General features: G+C 58.1%; 14 protein-coding genes. 8 read left to right on the forward strand and 6 right to left on the reverse strand.

Annotated features, from left to right (window positions below; translation table 11 throughout):
* Nucleotides 1-4: 4 nt before the first annotated feature.
* From FBY12_RS21835 to FBY12_RS21850, 4 genes are all read left to right on the forward strand, one after another.
* Complete coding sequence (locus FBY12_RS21835) at nt 5-967, forward strand: cytochrome-c peroxidase (RefSeq protein ID WP_145255836.1); 963 nt, start codon at nt 5-7, stop codon at nt 965-967.
* Entirely contained in the window at nt 964-2,775 is a 1,812-nt protein-coding gene (locus FBY12_RS21840) for a DAHL domain-containing protein (protein ID WP_145255839.1), read from the forward strand. The genes FBY12_RS21835 and FBY12_RS21840 overlap by 4 nt, the downstream gene beginning before the upstream one ends.
* Nucleotides 2,772-4,175 carry an ATP-binding protein gene (locus FBY12_RS21845; protein ID WP_145255841.1) on the forward strand — a complete coding sequence of 468 codons (1,404 nt, stop codon included), beginning with the start codon at nt 2,772-2,774 and terminating at the stop codon, nt 4,173-4,175. Before FBY12_RS21840 ends, FBY12_RS21845 begins: the two co-directional genes overlap by 4 nt.
* A gap of 275 nt (nt 4,176-4,450) precedes the next feature.
* Entirely contained in the window at nt 4,451-4,894 is a 444-nt protein-coding gene (locus FBY12_RS21850) for a DUF4234 domain-containing protein (protein ID WP_121733934.1), read from the forward strand.
* A gap of 269 nt (nt 4,895-5,163) precedes the next feature.
* On the opposite strand, the gene FBY12_RS21855 is transcribed toward FBY12_RS21850, so the two are convergent.
* A complete protein-coding gene (locus FBY12_RS21855; protein WP_145255844.1) occupies nt 5,164-6,489 on the reverse strand; it encodes an APC family permease in 1,326 nt (441 codons plus the stop codon).
* 380 nt (nt 6,490-6,869) lie between these two features.
* A complete protein-coding gene (locus tag FBY12_RS21860) occupies nt 6,870-7,691 on the reverse strand; it encodes a carbon-nitrogen hydrolase family protein (RefSeq protein WP_145255847.1) in 822 nt (273 codons plus the stop codon).
* 125 nt (nt 7,692-7,816) lie between these two features.
* On the opposite strand from FBY12_RS21860, the gene FBY12_RS21865 reads away from it, so the two are divergent.
* Both FBY12_RS21865 and FBY12_RS21870 read left to right on the forward strand, forming a co-directional pair.
* The gene (locus FBY12_RS21865; protein ID WP_092278562.1) at nt 7,817-8,617 is read left to right on the forward strand and encodes a LuxR C-terminal-related transcriptional regulator; all 801 of its coding nucleotides are present in this window, start codon (nt 7,817-7,819) and stop codon (nt 8,615-8,617) included.
* A 248-nt stretch (nt 8,618-8,865) separates the two neighbouring features.
* On the forward strand, nt 8,866-10,485 hold the full coding sequence (locus tag FBY12_RS21870; protein ID WP_145255850.1) for an FMN-binding glutamate synthase family protein: 1,620 nt from the start codon (nt 8,866-8,868) through the stop codon (nt 10,483-10,485).
* 20 nt (nt 10,486-10,505) lie between these two features.
* Here the strand turns inward: FBY12_RS21870 and FBY12_RS21875 are convergent, their stop codons facing one another.
* The 3 genes from FBY12_RS21875 to FBY12_RS21885 all read right to left on the reverse strand — a co-directional run bounded on the left by FBY12_RS21875 (nt 10,506) and on the right by FBY12_RS21885 (nt 14,042).
* Nucleotides 10,506-12,059 (reverse strand): glycosyltransferase family 39 protein, encoded by a 1,554-nt coding sequence (locus tag FBY12_RS21875; RefSeq protein ID WP_145255853.1) that lies wholly within the window; start codon nt 12,057-12,059, stop codon nt 10,506-10,508.
* The gene (locus FBY12_RS21880; protein WP_145255856.1) at nt 12,052-12,432 is read right to left on the reverse strand and encodes a GtrA family protein; all 381 of its coding nucleotides are present in this window, start codon (nt 12,430-12,432) and stop codon (nt 12,052-12,054) included. Before FBY12_RS21880 ends, FBY12_RS21875 begins: the two co-directional genes overlap by 8 nt.
* 110 nt (nt 12,433-12,542) lie before the next feature.
* Complete coding sequence (locus tag FBY12_RS21885; RefSeq protein ID WP_145255859.1) at nt 12,543-14,042, reverse strand: glucosyltransferase domain-containing protein; 1,500 nt, start codon at nt 14,040-14,042, stop codon at nt 12,543-12,545.
* 226 nt (nt 14,043-14,268) lie between these two features.
* On the opposite strand from FBY12_RS21885, the gene FBY12_RS21890 reads away from it, so the two are divergent.
* Entirely contained in the window at nt 14,269-15,417 is a 1,149-nt protein-coding gene (locus tag FBY12_RS21890; RefSeq protein ID WP_145255862.1) for an OpgC family protein, read from the forward strand.
* A 68-nt stretch (nt 15,418-15,485) separates the two neighbouring features.
* On the opposite strand, the gene FBY12_RS21895 is transcribed toward FBY12_RS21890, so the two are convergent.
* On the reverse strand, nt 15,486-16,907 hold the full coding sequence (locus FBY12_RS21895; RefSeq protein WP_092278552.1) for an amino acid permease: 1,422 nt from the start codon (nt 16,905-16,907) through the stop codon (nt 15,486-15,488).
* Nucleotides 16,908-17,678: 771 nt separating this feature from the next.
* Here FBY12_RS21895 and FBY12_RS21900 point away from each other — a divergent pair.
* On the forward strand, nt 17,679-18,137 hold the full coding sequence (locus tag FBY12_RS21900; protein ID WP_145255864.1) for a transposase: 459 nt from the start codon (nt 17,679-17,681) through the stop codon (nt 18,135-18,137).
* Nucleotides 18,138-18,318: the final 181 nt, after the last annotated feature.

Genomic DNA, 18,318 nt, shown 5'->3' on the forward strand with positions numbered 1-18,318 from the left:
CCTGATGTCGTTCAACCGCTCCTGTTTGTGTTTGTCGCTGCTTTTGCTGGCGAGCAGTCTGAATCTGCGCGCCGCGCCGCTGGACGAACCACTGAAACCGTTACCCGCCGTGCCGCAACAGAATCCCGAGCGCGTCGAACTCGGTCGGCAGTTGTTCAACGAACCGCGCCTGTCGCTCGACGGCAATCTGTCGTGCGCCAGTTGCCACCGAATGGAGCATGGCGGCGCTGACACCAAGGCGTTATCCATCGGTTTCGACGGTAAACCGGTGGCCGTCAATACGCCCAGCGTGTTCAACGCCAGCCTGAATTTCCGCCAGTTCTGGGACGGCCGCTCGACCAGCCTCGAATCACAGATCCACGAAGTGCTGCAAAGCTCTGCAGAAATGGGCAGCACCTGGGACCACGTCCTGCAAACGTTGAGCGCCGATCCGAGCTATAAAAACGCGTTCGCCAAGGCTTACCCGAACGGCGTGACCCTGGGCAATGTGCAGAACGCCCTGGCCAGTTACGAGCGCACGCTGGTCAGCGCCAATTCGCGTTTCGACCAATACCTGCAAGGCAACACCGACGCGCTCACGACTGAGGAAAAGTACGGCTATCAGCGGTTCAAGGACTACGGCTGCATTGCGTGTCACCAAGGGGTGAACATCGGCGGCAACATGTTCCAGAAACTCGGGGTGATGGCCGACTACTTCGCGGCGCGCGGCAATCCGACCGACGCCGACCTCGGGCGTTATCTGGTGACCAAGGATGAAGAGGACCGCAACGTGTTCAAGGTCCCGAGCCTGCGCAATGTCGCAGTGACCGCGCCGTACTTTCACGACGGCTCGGTAGAGACCCTCGAAGAAGCGGTCAGCGTGATGTTCAGGTACCAACTCGGGCGCGTGCCTTCCGAAGAAGACAAAAGCCTGATCGTGCAATTCCTCAAGACCCTGACGGGTGAATGGGAGGGCAAGCCCTTATGACAATATCCCGCCATCGCAACCTCGCTTTGCTCGCCATGGTCGCGCTGATCCTCGCCTCGGTGTTGCTGTTTCTCTACCTCAAATCCAGTTCCGACCAGACCACCACCTACACCGAATCGCGCGACGTCATCGGGCGGATGAAACAGCTGAATGCGCAGTGGGAAACCGAGGTGTTGAAGGCGCGGATCACCCTCAATCACAACTACGATCCGCTGGTCACGCCGCTGACCGAAATGACCGAACTGTGGCAACACTTCGAAAGCATGGAGTCGAACCACGGGCGCAACGCCTCGCCTGAATGGAAGGAAAGCCACGACGCTTATCTCGCCGCGATCAAGGAAAAAACCCGGCTGGTCGAGCAGTTCAAATCGCACAACGCGGTGCTGCGCAATTCACTGGCGTACCTGCCGACCGCCGAGGACGACATCCAGCAACCGCTGACTCAAGTGGTCGGCGTTGACCCGCTGCAACTGCAGAACATCGCCACCGACACCTATGACTTGCTGCTCAGCAGCCTGGAGTTTGCGCAGGTCACGTCCGATGAGCGCGCCGCTGACATTCTGGTCGGCCTGAACAAAATGGGCGTGAACAAACAGCGCTTGCCCGAAGCCTTCCACGTCCCGCTCGACACCTTGAGCAACCACGTCGCGCTGATTCTGCGCGAGCAACCGATCGTCAACGGCTTGCTGGAAAAAATCGAAGCGGTGGCCATCGCGCAACGTCTGGACGCCATCAACAACCTGCTCAACGAGGACCAGCAACAGACCGACGCGGTGAACCAGCGCTATCACTTTTTCATGCTGGTGTTTTCGGCGCTGCTGGTGCTGGTGCTGGTGTATCTGGCGATTCGCCTGATGCGCAGTTTTTCCGAGATCAGTCGCGTCAACAGCGCCCTGCAAACGGCCAACGATGACCTCGAACAGCGCGTCGAAGAACGCACCCGCGAACTCAAGGACACCCAAAGTGAACTGCTCGACACCGCGCGCCAGGCGGGCATGGCCGAAATCGCCACCAACGTGTTGCACAACGTCGGCAACGTGCTCAACAGCGTGAATATTTCCGCCGACCTGGTCACGCGCAAACTGCGCAACAGCAAGGCGTTGGGGCTGGGCAAAGCCATGCAATTGATCAATCAGCACCCGCATGATCTGGGCACGTTTCTGGATCAAGACGAGAAAGGCAAATTGCTCCCCGGCTACCTCAATCAACTGGTGGAGGCGATTGCGCTGGAGCAACAAGGCATGGCCGACGAACTGGCGCAATTGACCAAGAGCGTCGATCACATCAAGGACATCGTCGCCACCCAGCAATCCTATGCCGGCGCCAACAGCCTGCTGGAACCGCTGCACATCAGCGAACTGCTGGAAGACGCCTTGCGCATGAACTCCGGCGCCCTCACCCGCCACCACGTCACGGTGGTCAAGGATTACGCCGAAGTGCCGCAGGTGATGGGCGACAAACACCGCTTGCTGCTGATCCTGATCAACCTGATCAGCAACGCCAAATACGCGATGTCCGACCTCAGCAACCGGCCACGGCAAATCACCCTCGGGGTGAAAATCGTCGACGGTAACCTTCTGCAAATCAGCGTCAAGGATGACGGCGAAGGCATCCCCGAGGAAAACATGACGCGCATCTTTGCCCACGGTTTCACCACCCGCAAGGATGGCCACGGCTTCGGTTTGCACAGCTGCGCGCTGGCCGCCATCGAGATGAACGGCCACCTCACGGCGCACAGCGACGGACCGGGCAAAGGCGCGCGGTTCACCCTGCAAATCCCCTTGAAAACCGTGGAGGACGACGCATGAGCACGGTTTTGAACCGCCGCATTTTGCTGATCGATGACACGCCGTCGATTCACGTGGATTTTCGCAAGATCCTGATGCCGGAGCCGCCGCAGCATGAACTCGATGAGATGGAAGCGACGCTGTTCGGCGGCGACAGCAAACCCGCGCGCGCGTTGTTCGAGCTCGACTCGGCGTTCGGCGGCCAGGAAGGCCTCGGCAAACTCAAATCCGCGCTGGAGCAAGACCGGCCCTACGCCATGGCGTTCGTCGACATGCGCATGCCCGAAGGGTGGGACGGCGCGCAGACCATCGAGCATTTGTGGCACGAAGACCCGCGCCTGCAAGTGGTGGTCTGTACGGCGTACTCCGACTATTCGTGGGATGAACTGCTGGAGCGATTGCACGCGCATGATCGTTTGCTGATCCTGAAAAAACCCTTCGACAACATTGAAGTCCAGCAGATGGCCAACACCTTGCTGACCAAGTGGCACATGACCGAACGCGCCAGCGTCCAGGTCGATCATCTGGGGCAAATGGTCGAGCGCCGGACCCGGCAATTTCAGGAGGCCAGCGTCGAACTGCAACGGGAAATCGACGAACGCAAACTGCTCGAATCGCAACTGGTGCAATCGGAAAAACTCGCCTCGCTGGGGCAATTGGCGGCGGGCGTTGCGCATGAAATCAATAACCCGATCGGCTTCATTTCTTCCAATCTCGGCTGCCTCGACGGTTACTTCAAACAGTTGCAGGAAATGCTCGACGCCTACCGTGGCGCCGAAGAAGCGATCAGCTCGCCCGAGGTCATCGAACGCCTGGGCGTGCTGCGTGAACGGGTGGAACTGGAGTTTTTGCGCGAAGACATTCCATTGCTGATCAAGGAATCCAAGGACGGCATCAGCCGCGTCGGGCAGATCGTCAAGGACTTGAAGGACTTTTCGCGGGTCGACTCCAATCAGGAATGGCAGTGGGCGGATTTGCATCAGGGCATGGAGTCGACGCTGAACATCGTCGCCAATGAGCTGAAGTACAAGGCTGATGTGGTCAAGGATTATCAGTTGCTGGCGGAAATCGAGTGCCTGCCGTCGCAGATCAACCAAGTGATCATGAATTTGATCGTCAATGCTTCGCAGGCGATTGGCGCGGAACGCGGGGTGATCACTTTGCGCACCGGCCTGGCCGGGGAAACGGCTTGGTTCGAAGTGGCGGATACCGGCTCGGGCATCGAGGCGCAATGCCTGAAGAAAATCTTCGACCCGTTCTTTACCACCAAACCGATTGGCCAGGGGACCGGGCTGGGGTTGTCATTGTCGTACGGGATCGTCAAAAAGCATCACGGCGAAATCTCGGTGCGCAGCGTCGTCGGCGCCGGCACAACCTTTCGCGTCGAACTGCCACTGCGCCAAACCAAATTAGCCAGCTAAACCGCATCTTCCCTGTGGGGGCCGAGCTTGCTCGCGATGGCGTCGGGTCGGTCAAGTCATTCACTGGCTGACACACCGCTATCGCGAGCAAGCTCGGCTCCCACAAAAAGCGGGTTAGCTGGGGATCCTGGAACCGGCTCTGAATTCAGCGGGGAATAATAGAAATCGAAAAAGCGACTTACAAATCCGGAAATTTCCTACGCAAGAGTTTGGTAGCGTGCCTTCTCCGCTGCTTGGCGGCGGCTTTGCGACTTGGCTCTTCAATGGAATACGGAATGTCCGACATCTCTGCTCTCAAAGAAAGAAACAATATCAAAACACTTCATCTGTTCTTGCTGATGCTGATCACGATGGGCCTGTACTCCATTGTGTGGATCCACAAAACCCAGGCATCAATAGAAGAAATCACCAAAATCAAAACCATGAGCTTCAGCTATTTCATCTGGTACCTGGCTTTGTTGGGCATCGGCAGTTTTGCGCAAGGACTGGGCAACCTGAACGTAATACTCCTGGGCAACGTCCTGCTGGTTGCTTCGGGCTTACTCGTGGTTATCTGGGTTTTCCGTGCACGGGGTGCGTTGCGAGCTTATGCACTGGCCGAGCACAACTTCGAGCTTCGAATGAACGTGTTTTATACCCTGCTCTTTCTGGATTATTACGTTAATTACTGCATCAACGACCTGCCGGCCGCTAAAGAGAAATACCTGGCGAAGATGTAGCCTGGCGGTCAATTTGCGCCGGCAAGGCACCTGTAGGAGCGAGGCTTGCCCGCGAAGGCGTCCGTTCAGCCAGCTTATTCGCTGCCTGACACACCGCTATCGCGAGCAAGCTTTGCTCCTACAAGAGCGGGGTCCTGCGTTGGCCGTTGTCCCCCACCCCACGATCCCTGTGGGAGCTGAGCTTGCTCGCGATGGCGTCCGGTCAGTCAACTCATTCGCTGGCTGACACACCGCTATCGCGAGCAAGCTCGGCTCCCACAACAGCGGGGTCAGGTGGCTTCCTGGAAGTCCATTTCCGGGGGTTGGCGGCGGAAGCCGCTGGTGAGTATGGCGAGGTAAACCACGCCGATCGCCAGCCAGCTCAGGCCGAGGTAAATCGCCAGGTGGTCGAGGCTGACCATCAGCCACAAATCGGCGAGCAGGCCAATGAACGGGAATACCAGGAACAGCACAAATTCGCGCGCACCGCGTTTCTGTGCGCCGATCCAGTAATGAAAGATCACCGACAAATTCACCAGGCTGAACGCGAGGAACGCGCCGAAGTTGATGAACGAGGTCGAGGTGGTCACGTCGAGTTTCAGCGCCAGCAACGCCACCACGGCGCACAGCAGGATGCTGTTGACCGGCGTGCCGAAACGCTCATGCAGGGTGCCGAAAAACGACTTCGGCAGCACGCCGTCGCGGCCCATGGCGAACAGCAATCGCGAGCCGCTGGCCTGCGCCGACAACCCCGAGGCGAATTGGCCGACGATCAGGCCGATGAGGAATATCGAGACAAACAAATCGCCGCCAATATTGCGCGCAATCTCGTAAGCCGCCGAATCGACGCTGTCGAACTGGAACGACGGGTGCGCGATCTGCACGAAGTACGAGACACCAACGAAGATCAAGCCACCGATCAAGGTGATCAGCATGATCGCCCGCGGAATAGTGCGGCGCGGGTCGCGGGTTTCTTCGGTGAGGGTGCTGACCGCGTCGAAACCGAGGAACGAATAACAGGCGATGGCCGCGCCGCTCATGATCAGCGGCATGTGCATGTCGCCGTTGAAGAACGGTTTTAGTGTCCACAGCGGCGTGCTCGCGTCGCCGCCAATGTAATGGACGCAGAGCACGACGAACGCGATCAGCACCAGAAATTGCACGAGCATCAGCAAGGCATTGATGCCGTTGGCGAGTTTCAGGCCGACGATGTTGATCGCACTGGTGACGCCGATGAACGTCAGCACCCAGACCCACTGCGGCACTGCCGGGAACGCGGAGTTGAGGTACGCGGCGCCGATCAGCCAGATCGCCATCGGCAGGAACAGGTAATCGAGCAGCACCGCCCAACCGGCGATGAAACCGAGTTTCGGGCTGATCGCCTTGCGCACGTAGCTGTAGGCCGAGCCGGCCACCGGGAACGCGGCGGCCATGCGGCCGTAGCTCATGGCGGTAAAGAACATCGCGACCAGCGCCGCAAGATACGCGGCCGGAACCATGCCGGCGGTGGATTGCGCGAGAATGCCGAACGTGCCGAGCACGATGATCGGCGTCATGTAGGCGATGCCGAACAGCACCACCGAACCCAATGACAGGGTGCGTTGCAAACGAGCCATGAGCGACTACTCCGAATCTATTAGATTTATGGCAGAGCCGAGTTCGGCAAAAATTACGTCAACGTCAAAAGCCACCCCTCACCCCAACCCTCTCCCCAGAGGGGAGAGGGGGAAAGGGGGCAGATCTCCATGGGTTTCAGATCCTGGGTTGGACTGGGTACTTCTTTTCAATCCTGGGTTCGATTGGGTATTCCTTTTCAATCCCGGGTTCGCTGGTTCCTTTTCAATCCCGGTTTCGACTGGGGACTTTTTTTCAACTCTGTGTTCGGCTCGGTATTCCAGGCCGCAGCAAACAGCCTGGACACCTCGGTCAGTCCCCTCTCCCCCCTGGGGAGAGGGTTAGGGTGAGGGGCTGTTCCAACTGACACCCCGCGTACTATCTAGCGCCCCGGAATAATCAGTTCCCGCAACCCATCGGCATGCTCGACAATCTCCCCCGGCAATTTCAGCCGCTGATCATCCAGATAGCGATAGTCCCGGCGAGCCGCCGCCAACTGCGGCAAATCCAGCTCAACAGCAAACTGCCCCTCCTCGCGCCCGCCCTCGAACAGCAACGTACCGAGCGGATCGACCAGCGCACTGCCGCCGGCAAACAGCAAACCGCCGTCACCCTCCTCCACCCGATTGACCATCAGCGCAAAGGCCTGGTTTTCCTGGGCGCGGGCCATGATCGCGGTGCGGTGGGTGGGGCCGTACGGGTCCATGTTGCCGTTGGTCACCAGCAACACTTCGGCGCCCAACTGCGCCAAGGCTCGCGCGCTCTCCGGGAATTCGATGTCATAGCAAATCAGCAAACCGACACGTACACCGTTCCACATACACGTGGCGTAACGGTCGCCCGCCTCGTAAACGCCGCGATCCGAGGCCCACAAATGGGTTTTGCGATAACGCAGGGCAATGCCTTCGGGGGTAATCAGCAACGTGGTGTTGTAGAACCGGCCGTGGTCGCTTTCGGCCATGCCGACCACCACGGCGATATCGCGCTCACGGGCAGCGGCGAGTACCGCGCTGACGGTCGGGCCGTCCAGCGTTTCGGCGACTTGCGCCACGGTGTGTGCGGAGGGGAAGCCCATCAAATGGCCTTCGGGGAACATGATCAGTTGCGTGTCGGCAGCGCAGCCAGCAATCGCCGCCAGTGCGCGTTCGAGGTTGTAAGCCGTGTCATTGTCACGGCCAGCCAATTGGGCGAGTTCGACCTTCATGGGTATTCCTTGTCATGGCGCCGGGCAGCACAAAGATTGCCCGGTCGGTGTCTGTGCGCCAGTATGCGCAGCAAGCAACCGGCCAGGGAATCACGCGGCCGGGGTAACCCGATAGGGGTAGACGCATGACACTTTCGCTGGATGACATCGCTTGGCACCGCTCGGTCGGGCAACTGATCGACGCGCTCGACAAGCCCAATTTCTGGACGCAACTGCTGCGTTTGCTCGATCAATACGTGGATTTCGACAGCTGGGTGGTGCTGCTATTCAGCGCCGAGCAACACCCGCAGGTGTTCGCCGAATGCCCCGGCGAGGACGGCAGCCCCGACCAGTTGTTTCAGGATTACCTGCGCGGTTTGTACCTGCTCGACCCGTTCTACATTGCCTGCCGCGAACAGTCGCGCACCGGGCTTTATCGACTCTCGGAAGTCGCGCCCGAGCACTTCGAGCTGACCGAGTATTACCAGCGCTACTTTCGTCTGAATGTGGTCGCCGACGAAATCCAGTTCAATTGCCAACTCGAAGGCGACCGCACGCTGTGCCTGTCGCTGGGCAGCAAACAACGCTTCAGCGCGCAGCAGATTGCCTTGCTGTCGCTGATCCAGCCGTGGGTGCTGGGCCTGTTGCGCCAGCGCTTGCCTTACGAAATCAACGAAGTCGTGGCGCTCGCCCCGGCGCCGCCGCAAACCGATTGGCGGGTGCAACTCGAAGCCTCGGTGCAGCAACTCAAAGGCGCGCAACTGACCGCCCGCGAGCTCGACGTCGGGCGCCTGATGCTCAGCGGTTGCTCCAGTAAAGAAATCGCCCGCAAGCTGGAAATCTCCGTCGAAACCGTGAAAGTCCATAAGAAACACATGTACAGCAAGCTTGGGATCAAATCCCAACAGGAGCTGTTTTCAATATTTTTGCAGGCACAGAATGCCTGAAGCACTGTAGGAGCAAAGCTTGCTCGCGAATAGGCCATCACATTCAACATGGATGCTGGCCGACACACCGCCATCGCGAGCAAGCTTTGCTCCTACAGCAAACACCACGGTCCCTGTAGGAGCAAAGCTTGCTCGCGAAGAGGTCAGCACATTCAGCGTCGATGGTGGCTGATACAGCGCTTTCGCGAGCAAGCTTTGCTCCTACAGATGCGTGTGAACACAACCGAGTCCGAACCCAGGGAAACCGTATGAGCCTGTCACTCCTGAGCCGTTACGCGTTCTTTGCCGCGTGCGTCATTTTCACCCTCGCCAGCCTGCCATTTTTGCATCACGAATGGCTTTGGCCATTCACCGCCGTCACCGCCGTGCTCAGCCTGATCGGCCTGTTCGATCTGCTGCAGAGCCCGCACGCGGTGCGGCGCAACTACCCGATCCTCGGCAACATCCGTTACCTGGTCGAAGGCATTCGCCCGGAAATCCGCCAATACCTGCTCGAATCCGACAGCGACGCCCTTCCCTTCTCGCGGGCCCAACGCTCGCTGGTCTACTCGCGGGCGAAAAACGAGAGCGCCGATAAACCGTTCGGCACCTTGATCGATGTCTATCAGGCCGGTTTCGAGTTCATCGGCCACTCCATGCGCCCGGCGCCATTGACCGACCCGAGCAGTTTTCGCGTCACCGTCGGCGGTCCGCAATGTACGCAGCCGTACTCGGCATCGGTGTTCAACATCTCGGCGATGAGCTTCGGCTCGCTCAGCGCCAATGCAATTCGCGCGTTGAACCAGGGCGCCAAACTCGGCAATTTCGCCCACGACACCGGCGAAGGCAGCATCAGCGCTTATCACCGCGAAAACGGTGGCGACCTGACTTGGGAACTGGGCAGCGGCTACTTCGGCTGCCGCACCGCCGAAGGCCGTTTTGACCCCGAGCGTTTCGCCGCACAAGCGCAAACGCCGCAAGTGCGCATGATCGAAATCAAGATGAGCCAAGGCGCCAAACCCGGCCACGGCGGGATCCTGCCCAAGCACAAGGTCACCAAGGAAATCGCCGAAACACGCGGGATCCTGATGGGCGAAGATTGCATCTCGCCGTCCCGCCACAGCGCGTTTTCGACGCCGATCGAATTGATGCACTTCATCCAGCAACTGCGTGAACTGTCCGGCGGCAAACCGGTGGGTTTCAAATTTTGCCTCGGTCATCCGTGGGAATTCATGGGCATCGCCAAAGCCATGCTGGAAACCGGCATCCTCCCGGACTTCATCGTCGTCGACGGCAAGGAGGGCGGGACTGGCGCCGCACCGGTGGAATTCACCGACCATATCGGCGTGCCGATGCGCGAAGGTTTGCTGTTTGTGCACAACACCCTGGTCGGTTTGAACCTGCGGGACAAAATCAAACTCGGCGCCAGCGGCAAAATCGTCAGCGCTTTCGATATCGCCAGCGTCCTCGCCATCGGCGCCGACTGGGCCAACTCGGCGCGCGGTTTCATGTTCGCCATCGGTTGCATCCAGTCGCAAAGTTGCCACACCAACAAATGCCCGACCGGCGTCGCCACCCAGGACACCCTGCGCCAACGCGCCTTGGTGGTCCCGGACAAGGCTCAGCGCGTGTTCAACTTCCACCGCAATACGCTCAAGGCACTGGCGGAAATGCTCGCCGCTGCGGGTCTGGAACATCCTTCGCAACTGTCGGCCAAACACCTGGTACGACGCATGTCGGCAACCGAGATCAAGTTGTTCTCGCAGTTGCATGTGTTCCTGAAACCGGGTGAATTGCTCACCGGCGAAGTCAACGGCGAGTTCTATTCGCGGATGTGGCAGATGGCGCGGGCGGACAGTTTTGAGCCCAATGAGGTGGCGGCGGCGTAAGCCTGTTCAGGGCGCCGGCCTCATGGGAGGCTGGCGCTATCAGGAGACAACCTGTCTTCAGTTTCGAATAGCTGCAGCTGCGTATCGCCCACGATGAAAGTGTTCATCAAACGCCAAGCCCTTGGAAATGCAGCTACCTGTGTCCCTCCTTTGTATTCTCCCAGCAACCAGATCCGCCCGGATCGTGATTGCAAGCTATCCAGATCACCCATAAATATTTGCTCTGCATTGTCCTGGACCAGAGTCCATATCAACGTACCGTCGGGACGCGACAGTGTTCCATCGGCGTTTGGTGGAGCATAAAACTTGGGGGTTATTCCAGACGTATTGTAATAAACGAACGGGAAGTACAAGAACCCATGGGTCACCAACACAGCATCGTCGACATTGGCTTGCTTATTGAGGTATTCAGACATCACATCGATACTGTTCACTTCTTTATAGACAACATGCCCTACCCGAGCAACGTTGTAGATACCCACAGATTCCACACAAACTATCACTACCAGAAAGACCTGACAGCAGAGCTTATGGCGCTGCCAATAAAGGTTTAATGCCAGCGCGAGTATTATGGGTAGGCCCAGCGCGGCAAACATGAAGTACCGAACAACAAAGAGCGGGCGAACGAATGAAACGACAATGATAAAAAACAATGGAAACCAGACGTAGAGCACAATCATTGAGTTATATTTATGCCGACTCGAATCGTGCATCACCACGACCAAGGCACATATGAACAGCAAACAAGGCAAGCTATAAAAAATCCAAGATGGAAAGGCAAGACCATCTGTATAACCCACAAACATCCACATCGTTGATACCACAGTGTGAATATCGGGCTGCTTGATCCAATAAAACCCCGAAAAAGCCAATTGATGCAATAGATTTGGAATCCAGGGAACAAAAGCAAGCGCAATGGCCAGATTAGCCAACCACCAGGATTTCACGGTGAGATATTTATGCGGCACATCTTTTCGATACATCAGAACCAAAAGATAAACCCAATGCGAAAGCAAGCTCACTGCCGCGAAATAATGGGTGTAAAGGCCAGCCGCAGCCAGTAGCACATAGACTGCGAGCGCGCGATTTGAACGTGGACGCTTGAGCCAATACACCAAAGCAATCGTAGCGCCAAGCATCAACAGCCCGAGCAATGCATACATCCGCACTTCTTGACTGTAACGAACAGCTATCGGTAAAAACGCTAACAGTACACCGCCCAAAACGGCCGCGCGCCGAGTACTTATCAAGAGCAGCAACCACATGCCGAGCAAAATACTCACACTGCCCGTCAACACACTCAGCGCGCGAGTGGCAAACAGTCCGTTGCCGAACATATTCATCCAGTAATGAAGGATCAGATAATAAAGCGGCGGGTGCACATCCTGGGTCGTATGAAAAATAATCCTCGACGGCGAATTCGAACTGAGAATCAGTGAAAATGCTTCGTCCGACCAGACTGCGATATCTCCCACACCGTATAGGCGAACCCCCACGCCGAGGAAAAAGATCGACGCCGTCAGGGCAATCATCCAGCGCTGATCAGATAACCCTGAAGCCTGCTTCTCACTCATGGTATTCACCGCGCGCGCCAGGCGATGAAAACCTTGAAAACACCCACCCGAACAACAGGCTGATCAGGGTAAATGAACACACGGTCCACAGGCCGGGCCAGTCGTAACTATCAGCGACATATCCAATGCCATAACTGAAGATGCCCATTAGTCCCATCAAGCCTGCATAGCCGCTTCTGGAAGTATGAGAATCAAAGGTATAGAGCACGTTGATGTAAAAGGAGAAAGAGCCTGCGACGCAAAAAGCGACGAAGTTACTCAAGGCTTGGGTGAATTGCGCGGCCATATAAAGCACAAAAAATATCTGCGCATGAATCAGTGTATTAACCACGCCGATCGTCGCGTAGGCGCCGAACCCTTTGGAAAAAGTCATACCGGCTCACCTGCCCCTGATCGCTGATGCGCGAGCCTCCCAAACTAGGGTCATGCGTGAATGCCGTCTACTGTCAGAAGTTACAGTTCAGATGATCCGCAGACGTGTGGTCACCAGCGCAACTCCACGACCGGCGCCGGTTCTTTCATGACGATAAAACCGTAATCGCCGAGCAGGTAAATGCGGTAGTACAGACTGTCGACCACTGGCGCAAAACCCTGATAACCGGCCCGTGTCGCGTTGCGACGCTCGCGCTCGGCCACAACATTGGTGATTCCGACTTTGGGCAGGTTTTCGGCAAGCATGTAGTAGTCGGTGTTGAGCAAGTAGTGCAGCGCCGGCAATTGCCGGAACGACCCTGCCGCCGCCGTCAGCCAGTGATCGGAATAAGTCACCGAGAGATAAATGCGTTTGGCCTCACGCAGCGCCGGGCGTGAGGCGATGTCGTAACTCAGGGCATTCAGCGCGGCAGTGGCGAAAGTTTTCTGCAGCACCAACACGCGGCCGTAGGCGTAGGACAGCGAGAGCATCGCCAACAGCGGAATCAGCAACAGTAGTGGCAGTCGCCGGTGCACGGTAGTCAACGCCAAATGGCTGAGGTAGAACAGCAACAACAGCAGTACCGAAAACCCCATCAGGGTGCGCGCGCCTTCATTGAAGTCACGGAACACCAACGCGGCGCCGGGGACCAGCAGCAAAATCAGCGCCACGCTCAGCAGGCATAAAAAACCGAATCCGGCGCGCTGCATGGGCGTTGTCTGACGCTCGATCACCCGCCGCCCGATAAGAACGCTGCCGGCAATCGCGGTCAGCAACAACGCCGCGAACACCCAGGCGAATCCGCCGTGAAACAGCAGCAGGATTTTTTCCAGCACGCGGCCAATGTTGCTGCCGACTTGCAGCAGCGGGTCCGCCGCCCAATTGAGAAAATCGCTGCGGTTCTGGTTCATGTAGGCGTACGCCGTGGCGCCGTAGATCAGCCAGGCCAGCGCCAATTGCGCGAGTTTGCAGCCAATCATCTGCGGCCAATCGGGCTGACGTTCATGTGCACAGCGCAATAATTCCAGGCAACACAAACCGACAAATACATTGATGCTGATCTGATAGAGGCCAAGCCCCAGAGCAATCAGCAACGCGGGCACGGTCAAGGTCTGGACCCGCGATGCACTGCGAAAGGTCACCGCGCCGATCACCGCCACCAGGCTCAGCGTCATCGCCGGGCCGTCGTATTGATAGGAGAGGTTTTGCAGGAAAAACGGGTTGTACCAAAACCCCAGCACCACCAGGCAATGGCTCAACGTCGGCGCGGCAAAGTAGTGGAACGTCAGGCGGGTCAGCGCCCAGGCCATCGCCAGCGTCGCGAGCAACAGCGGCAACGGAAAGATGTTCGGCGCGGCGCCGCTGAAGGTCAGCCAGTTGTAAAACAGCTGCGTGAATAGCCGCCCCTCCCCGGCCCAACCCGTGCCGGCGGCGAGCGACCGCCAGTTGTCGTCGATGTATGGGTAGTCGGCGAGGATCAGCGGCAGCATGTAGGCAAAGGTCGCCAGCACAAAGAATAATCCGACGCGGCGGGCGCCGAGTTCTCTGTCGAGCCAGTCGCGCATCCTCATGTCCGCGCCCCTTGGGGTGACTGCGTTTAACCCATAAGGTATTGAACCCAACGCCGCCGGATGCTCTGCGATTTTTCGACCAACGGTGAGGCCGGGCAATATCCCGTAATATCCCGACTTTGCATTTGTCGCCCGATCACGCGACCCTGCGCGCCGCCGATGTGCGGCACGCAACCTTTTGTATTGCGTGATTCTCCTTTCAATACACGTTCAAGAGCACTCAGCCATGACGTCTGAACGCGATCATCGAATCGACTTTTTCCGTGGCCTGGCGCTGATCTTCATTTTCTGGGATCACGTGCCGCACAACCCGCTGGGGCAAATCACCCTGCGCAACCTCGGTTTCAGCGATGCGGCGGAAATCTTCGTGTTCCTCGCCGGCGTCGCGGCGGTGATGGCTTACGGCAAGATCCTCAAGCGCGACGGTTATCTGATTGCCTGCCTGAAAATCCTTCGGCGCACCTGGGTGCTGTACGTGGTGCATATCTTCTTGCTGGCGATGCTGATGGGCATTGTGTTCTTCGCCAACAGCCACGTGGAAACCCGCGATCTGGTCGAGGAAATGGGCCTGCACCACTTCATCACCAACCCGCAGCAGGCGTTGACCGATGAACTGCTGCTGCGCTTCAAACCCAACCTGATGGACCCGCTGCCGCTGTATATCGTGCTGCTGGCGGGGTTGCCGCTGGTGTTGCCGTTGCTGGTGCGCGCGCCGTGGGCGGTGGTGGCGGTGTCGACGGCGGTATATTTGCTGGCGCCGCCGCTGGGCTGGAACCTTGCGGCGATCAAGGACGGCGTCTGGTATTTCAATCCGGTGACCTGGCAATTGCTGTTTGTGCTCGGCGGCGCGACGGCGATTATCGGCCAACGGCCACGGGCGCCCGACACCCGCTCGCTGTTGCGCCAGCCGTTATTCATGGCGGCAGCGGTGTATGTGCTGTTGGCCGGGGTGATTACGCTGTTGTGGCGCTGGCCGCAAATCCACGACGCGCTGATCCCGGCGTGGCTGAGTAATTTGCTGTATCCGATCAGCAAGACCGATCTGTCGCCGGTGCGCCTGGTGCATTTCCTCGCGTTGGCCTACGTCACCGCCAAGCTGTTGCCGGGCAGCGGCTGGACGCAAAACTGGCTGGCGCAGCAGAGTTGCCGGATGGGCCGTTATTCGCTGGAGATTTTCTGCCTCGGCGTATTGCTGGCGCCGCTGGCGGACATGATCAATGCGATGACCGACGATGCGTTTGCGATGCAGATCTTCACCGCGCTGGTGGGTGTTGCGTTGATGGCGTTGCTCGGCGCATGGCTGGATCTGAACAAGCGGCTGACCGCGCCGGTTGCCACTCATTCGGCGGTGTCCGCGCAGCGTATTCGCTCGTAGCCAGTGCCGCTGAAAACGCAAAAGCCCCGATCATCACGACCGGGGCTTTTGTGTTTCAGGCACTGGATTTACGAAGCGGAACGCACCGCACCTTGGGTGACGTTAGTCGGTTGCAGCTTGAACACGTAGAACAACACGGTCAGCAGCACCAGGAACGCCGGGCCGACATACAGCGCCACGCGAGTGTCCGGGAAGTAGGCCATCAGACCAACCACCAGCACCAGGAACGCCAACGCCAGGTACGAGCTGACCGGGTACAACCACATCTTGTATTTCAGGCCGGCACGTTCGCTGGCGCTCAGGCCTTTGCGGAATTTCAGCTGGGCCAGGAGGATCATCACCCAAGTCCAGATCGCGCCGAAGGTGGCAATCGCGGTAACCCAGACGAAGACTTTTTCCGGCACCAGATAGTTGAGCAGCACGCCGACCAGCAGCGCAGCGATCGACAGCAGCAGCGCACGACGCGGCACACCGTTGCTCGACGTGGTGGCGAAACCGGCCGGGGCCTGGCCGTTCTGCGCCAGGCTATAAAGCATGCGCCCGGTGCTGAAGATGCCGCCGTTGCACGACGACAACGCTGCGGTGATCACCACGAAGTTGATGATGCCAGCGGCAGTCTTGATCCCCAGACGCTCGAAAGTCATGACGAACGGGCTGCCTTGGGTACCAATTTCGTTCCACGGGTAGATCGACAGGATCACGAACAGCGCGCCGACGTAGAACAGCAGGATCCGCCAGAACACCGAGCCGATCGCGTTGGGAATGGTTTTCTGCGGGTTCTTCGCTTCGCCGGCAGTCAGGCCGATCATCTCGACGCCGAGGTAGGCGAACATGACCATTTGCAGCGACATCAACACGCCTTGCACGCCGTTCGGCATGAAGCCGCCGTGCGCCCACAGGTTGGAAACGCCGAGCGCAACGCCATCGTTGCCGAAACCGAAAGCGATCACGCCGATGCCGCCGATAACCATGGCGATGATGGTGACGATCTTGATCAGGGCGAACCAGAATTCGAATTCACCGAAGGCTTTTACTGCGATCAGGTTGATCGTGCCCATGCTGACCAGCGCCGACAGCGCCCAGATCCAGCGCGGCACGTCGGGGAACCAGACGCCCATGTAAACGGCGACTGCGGTGATTTCCGCGACGCAGGTCACCAGCCACAGGAACCAGTAATTCCAACCGGTGAGGAAGCCGGCCAATGGCCCGAGGTAGTCTTGCGCGTAACGGCTGAACGAGCCGGCGACCGGGTTGTGCACGGCCATTTCGCCGAGGGCGCGCATGATCACCAGGATCGCCAGACCGCCGATGATGTAGGAAAGCATGATGGCCGGGCCGGCCATTTCAATCGCCTTGGCCGAACCGAGAAACAGGCCGACACCGATACAGGCGCCGAGCGCCATCAAGCGAATATGCCGTTCGCCAAGTTCGCGTTTAAGCGGACCGCCCTGAGCGGTCTCGCCTTGGGGCAGATGATTGCCTGCTGGCATGGGGGTACAACCTCGTCTTGTTATTGGATATGACCACCGAGTATCGAAGCGTCGACCGATAAGCCGTTGCTCACCTGAAACCGCGCCTGCCTTTTGAGCAAATGCGTCTTGTAGGACAAAACCTGCAAGATCAGCGGGGCGTGCAGTATAAAAACCTTCACACAGGGTTTTTCACTCTATAAACCACAACATTCAGCGACAACTCTCGCCAAAAGCCCGGTTTGCGGAGGGGCATTACCTGAGTTTTGTCAGATTATTCATCGCAAAAACGCCGCCGATTATTGCACAGCAATGGTGCATCGTCATGCTTGAGGGTGGGTTGGGGATGTGGTTGAAGTGTCTAGTGCGCAGGTTGTGGGTGAAGACGCGTGGCGGCTGGGCGCGAAGCCTGCTGCAAGGGGTGTTCACCTGCAGTGAATGGGTTTACCTGTGGCGAGAAGGTTTACCCGTGCTGAAGGGGTTTACCTGTGGCGAGGGGGTTTACCCCCGTTCGGCTGCGCAGCAGTCGCAAATGTTTTTCCGGGAAAACGCAGGGGAGCGCTTCGCACTCCAACGGGGGTAAACCCCCTCGCCACAGGGAATGCATTGACCGCAAAAATCCATTTACTCAGGCAAGCCCTTCCCCCCTTCAAACACCCACGCCACCTCGCAGTTCTTTAACCGGGTATTCGTCCTTCATACAACGCAGAATTTTCCTTCGCCATTCGCAGATCCGGATTCAGCGCCCAACCACTAACCTCCATCACTCATACACATCAAGGAGGCAAAGGATTGCCTAGCCAGCCAAACTCTCATCGTCTGCGTCGGGGACGACATTCCGAACCAGGTCGCGCTTATCTCATCACTGCAGTCATTCATTTACGCCAACCGATATTCTCTGATTGGCGATTAGGGCGATTGCTCGTTCGGGAATTGCGAAGAGCTCATGATTCGGGACAGGTGGACTCGATTGCGTGGGTGGTGATGCCTGATCATTTCCATTGGTTGATGCAATTGGAGGTCACAAACCTGGGCAATGTGATCGGCGCGATCAAATCTCGATGTACTAAGTCAGTGAACCAAGCGACCGGCCGGCGTGGTCCTTTATGGCAAACCGGCTATCACGATCGGGCTATTCGGGACGGGGAGGAATTGTTGCCGTTTGCTCGCTACATCGTGGCCAATCCGTTGCGCGCAGGGCTGGTGAATAGAATTGGTGACTACCCGCTATGGGACGCCAGCTGGTTATAACGTCTGTGGACAGTGGTTTGCCTGTGGTTGGGGGGGCACTTTAGTAATGGGGTTGCCTGTGTGAGGGTGTTTACCTGTGGCTCAAGATAAACGCCATCGGCAGCTTGGAGAGGCTTCCCCTGTTTCGGCATTTCCCCACCCACAATTTTTTCACCAACGCCAACCACCGACTAAGCTTCAG

Source organism: Pseudomonas sp. SJZ131 (assembly GCF_007828705.1).
Classification (GTDB): Bacteria; Pseudomonadota; Gammaproteobacteria; order Pseudomonadales; family Pseudomonadaceae; genus Aquipseudomonas; species Aquipseudomonas prosekii.

Excerpts from the sequence above, each read along its gene's own strand:
- FBY12_RS21895 (WP_092278552.1), bottom strand. The coding sequence starts at position 16,907 with ATGCCAGCAGGCAATCATCTGCCCCAAGGCGAGACCGCTCAGGGCGGT.
- FBY12_RS21875 (WP_145255853.1), bottom strand. The coding sequence starts at position 12,059 with ATGAGTGAGAAGCAGGCTTCAGGGTTATCTGATCAGCGCTGGATGATT.
- FBY12_RS21835 (WP_145255836.1), top strand. The coding sequence starts at position 5 with ATGTCGTTCAACCGCTCCTGTTTGTGTTTGTCGCTGCTTTTGCTGGCG.
- FBY12_RS21880 (WP_145255856.1), bottom strand. The coding sequence starts at position 12,432 with ATGACTTTTTCCAAAGGGTTCGGCGCCTACGCGACGATCGGCGTGGTT.
- FBY12_RS21885 (WP_145255859.1), bottom strand. The coding sequence starts at position 14,042 with ATGAGGATGCGCGACTGGCTCGACAGAGAACTCGGCGCCCGCCGCGTC.
- FBY12_RS21855 (WP_145255844.1), bottom strand. The coding sequence starts at position 6,489 with ATGGCTCGTTTGCAACGCACCCTGTCATTGGGTTCGGTGGTGCTGTTC.
- FBY12_RS21845 (WP_145255841.1), top strand. The coding sequence starts at position 2,772 with ATGAGCACGGTTTTGAACCGCCGCATTTTGCTGATCGATGACACGCCG.
- FBY12_RS21860 (WP_145255847.1), bottom strand. The coding sequence starts at position 7,691 with ATGAAGGTCGAACTCGCCCAATTGGCTGGCCGTGACAATGACACGGCT.
- FBY12_RS21870 (WP_145255850.1), top strand. The coding sequence starts at position 8,866 with ATGAGCCTGTCACTCCTGAGCCGTTACGCGTTCTTTGCCGCGTGCGTC.
- FBY12_RS21840 (WP_145255839.1), top strand. The coding sequence starts at position 964 with ATGACAATATCCCGCCATCGCAACCTCGCTTTGCTCGCCATGGTCGCG.
- FBY12_RS21865 (WP_092278562.1), top strand. The coding sequence starts at position 7,817 with ATGACACTTTCGCTGGATGACATCGCTTGGCACCGCTCGGTCGGGCAA.
- FBY12_RS21890 (WP_145255862.1), top strand. The coding sequence starts at position 14,269 with ATGACGTCTGAACGCGATCATCGAATCGACTTTTTCCGTGGCCTGGCG.
- FBY12_RS21850 (WP_121733934.1), top strand. The coding sequence starts at position 4,451 with ATGTCCGACATCTCTGCTCTCAAAGAAAGAAACAATATCAAAACACTT.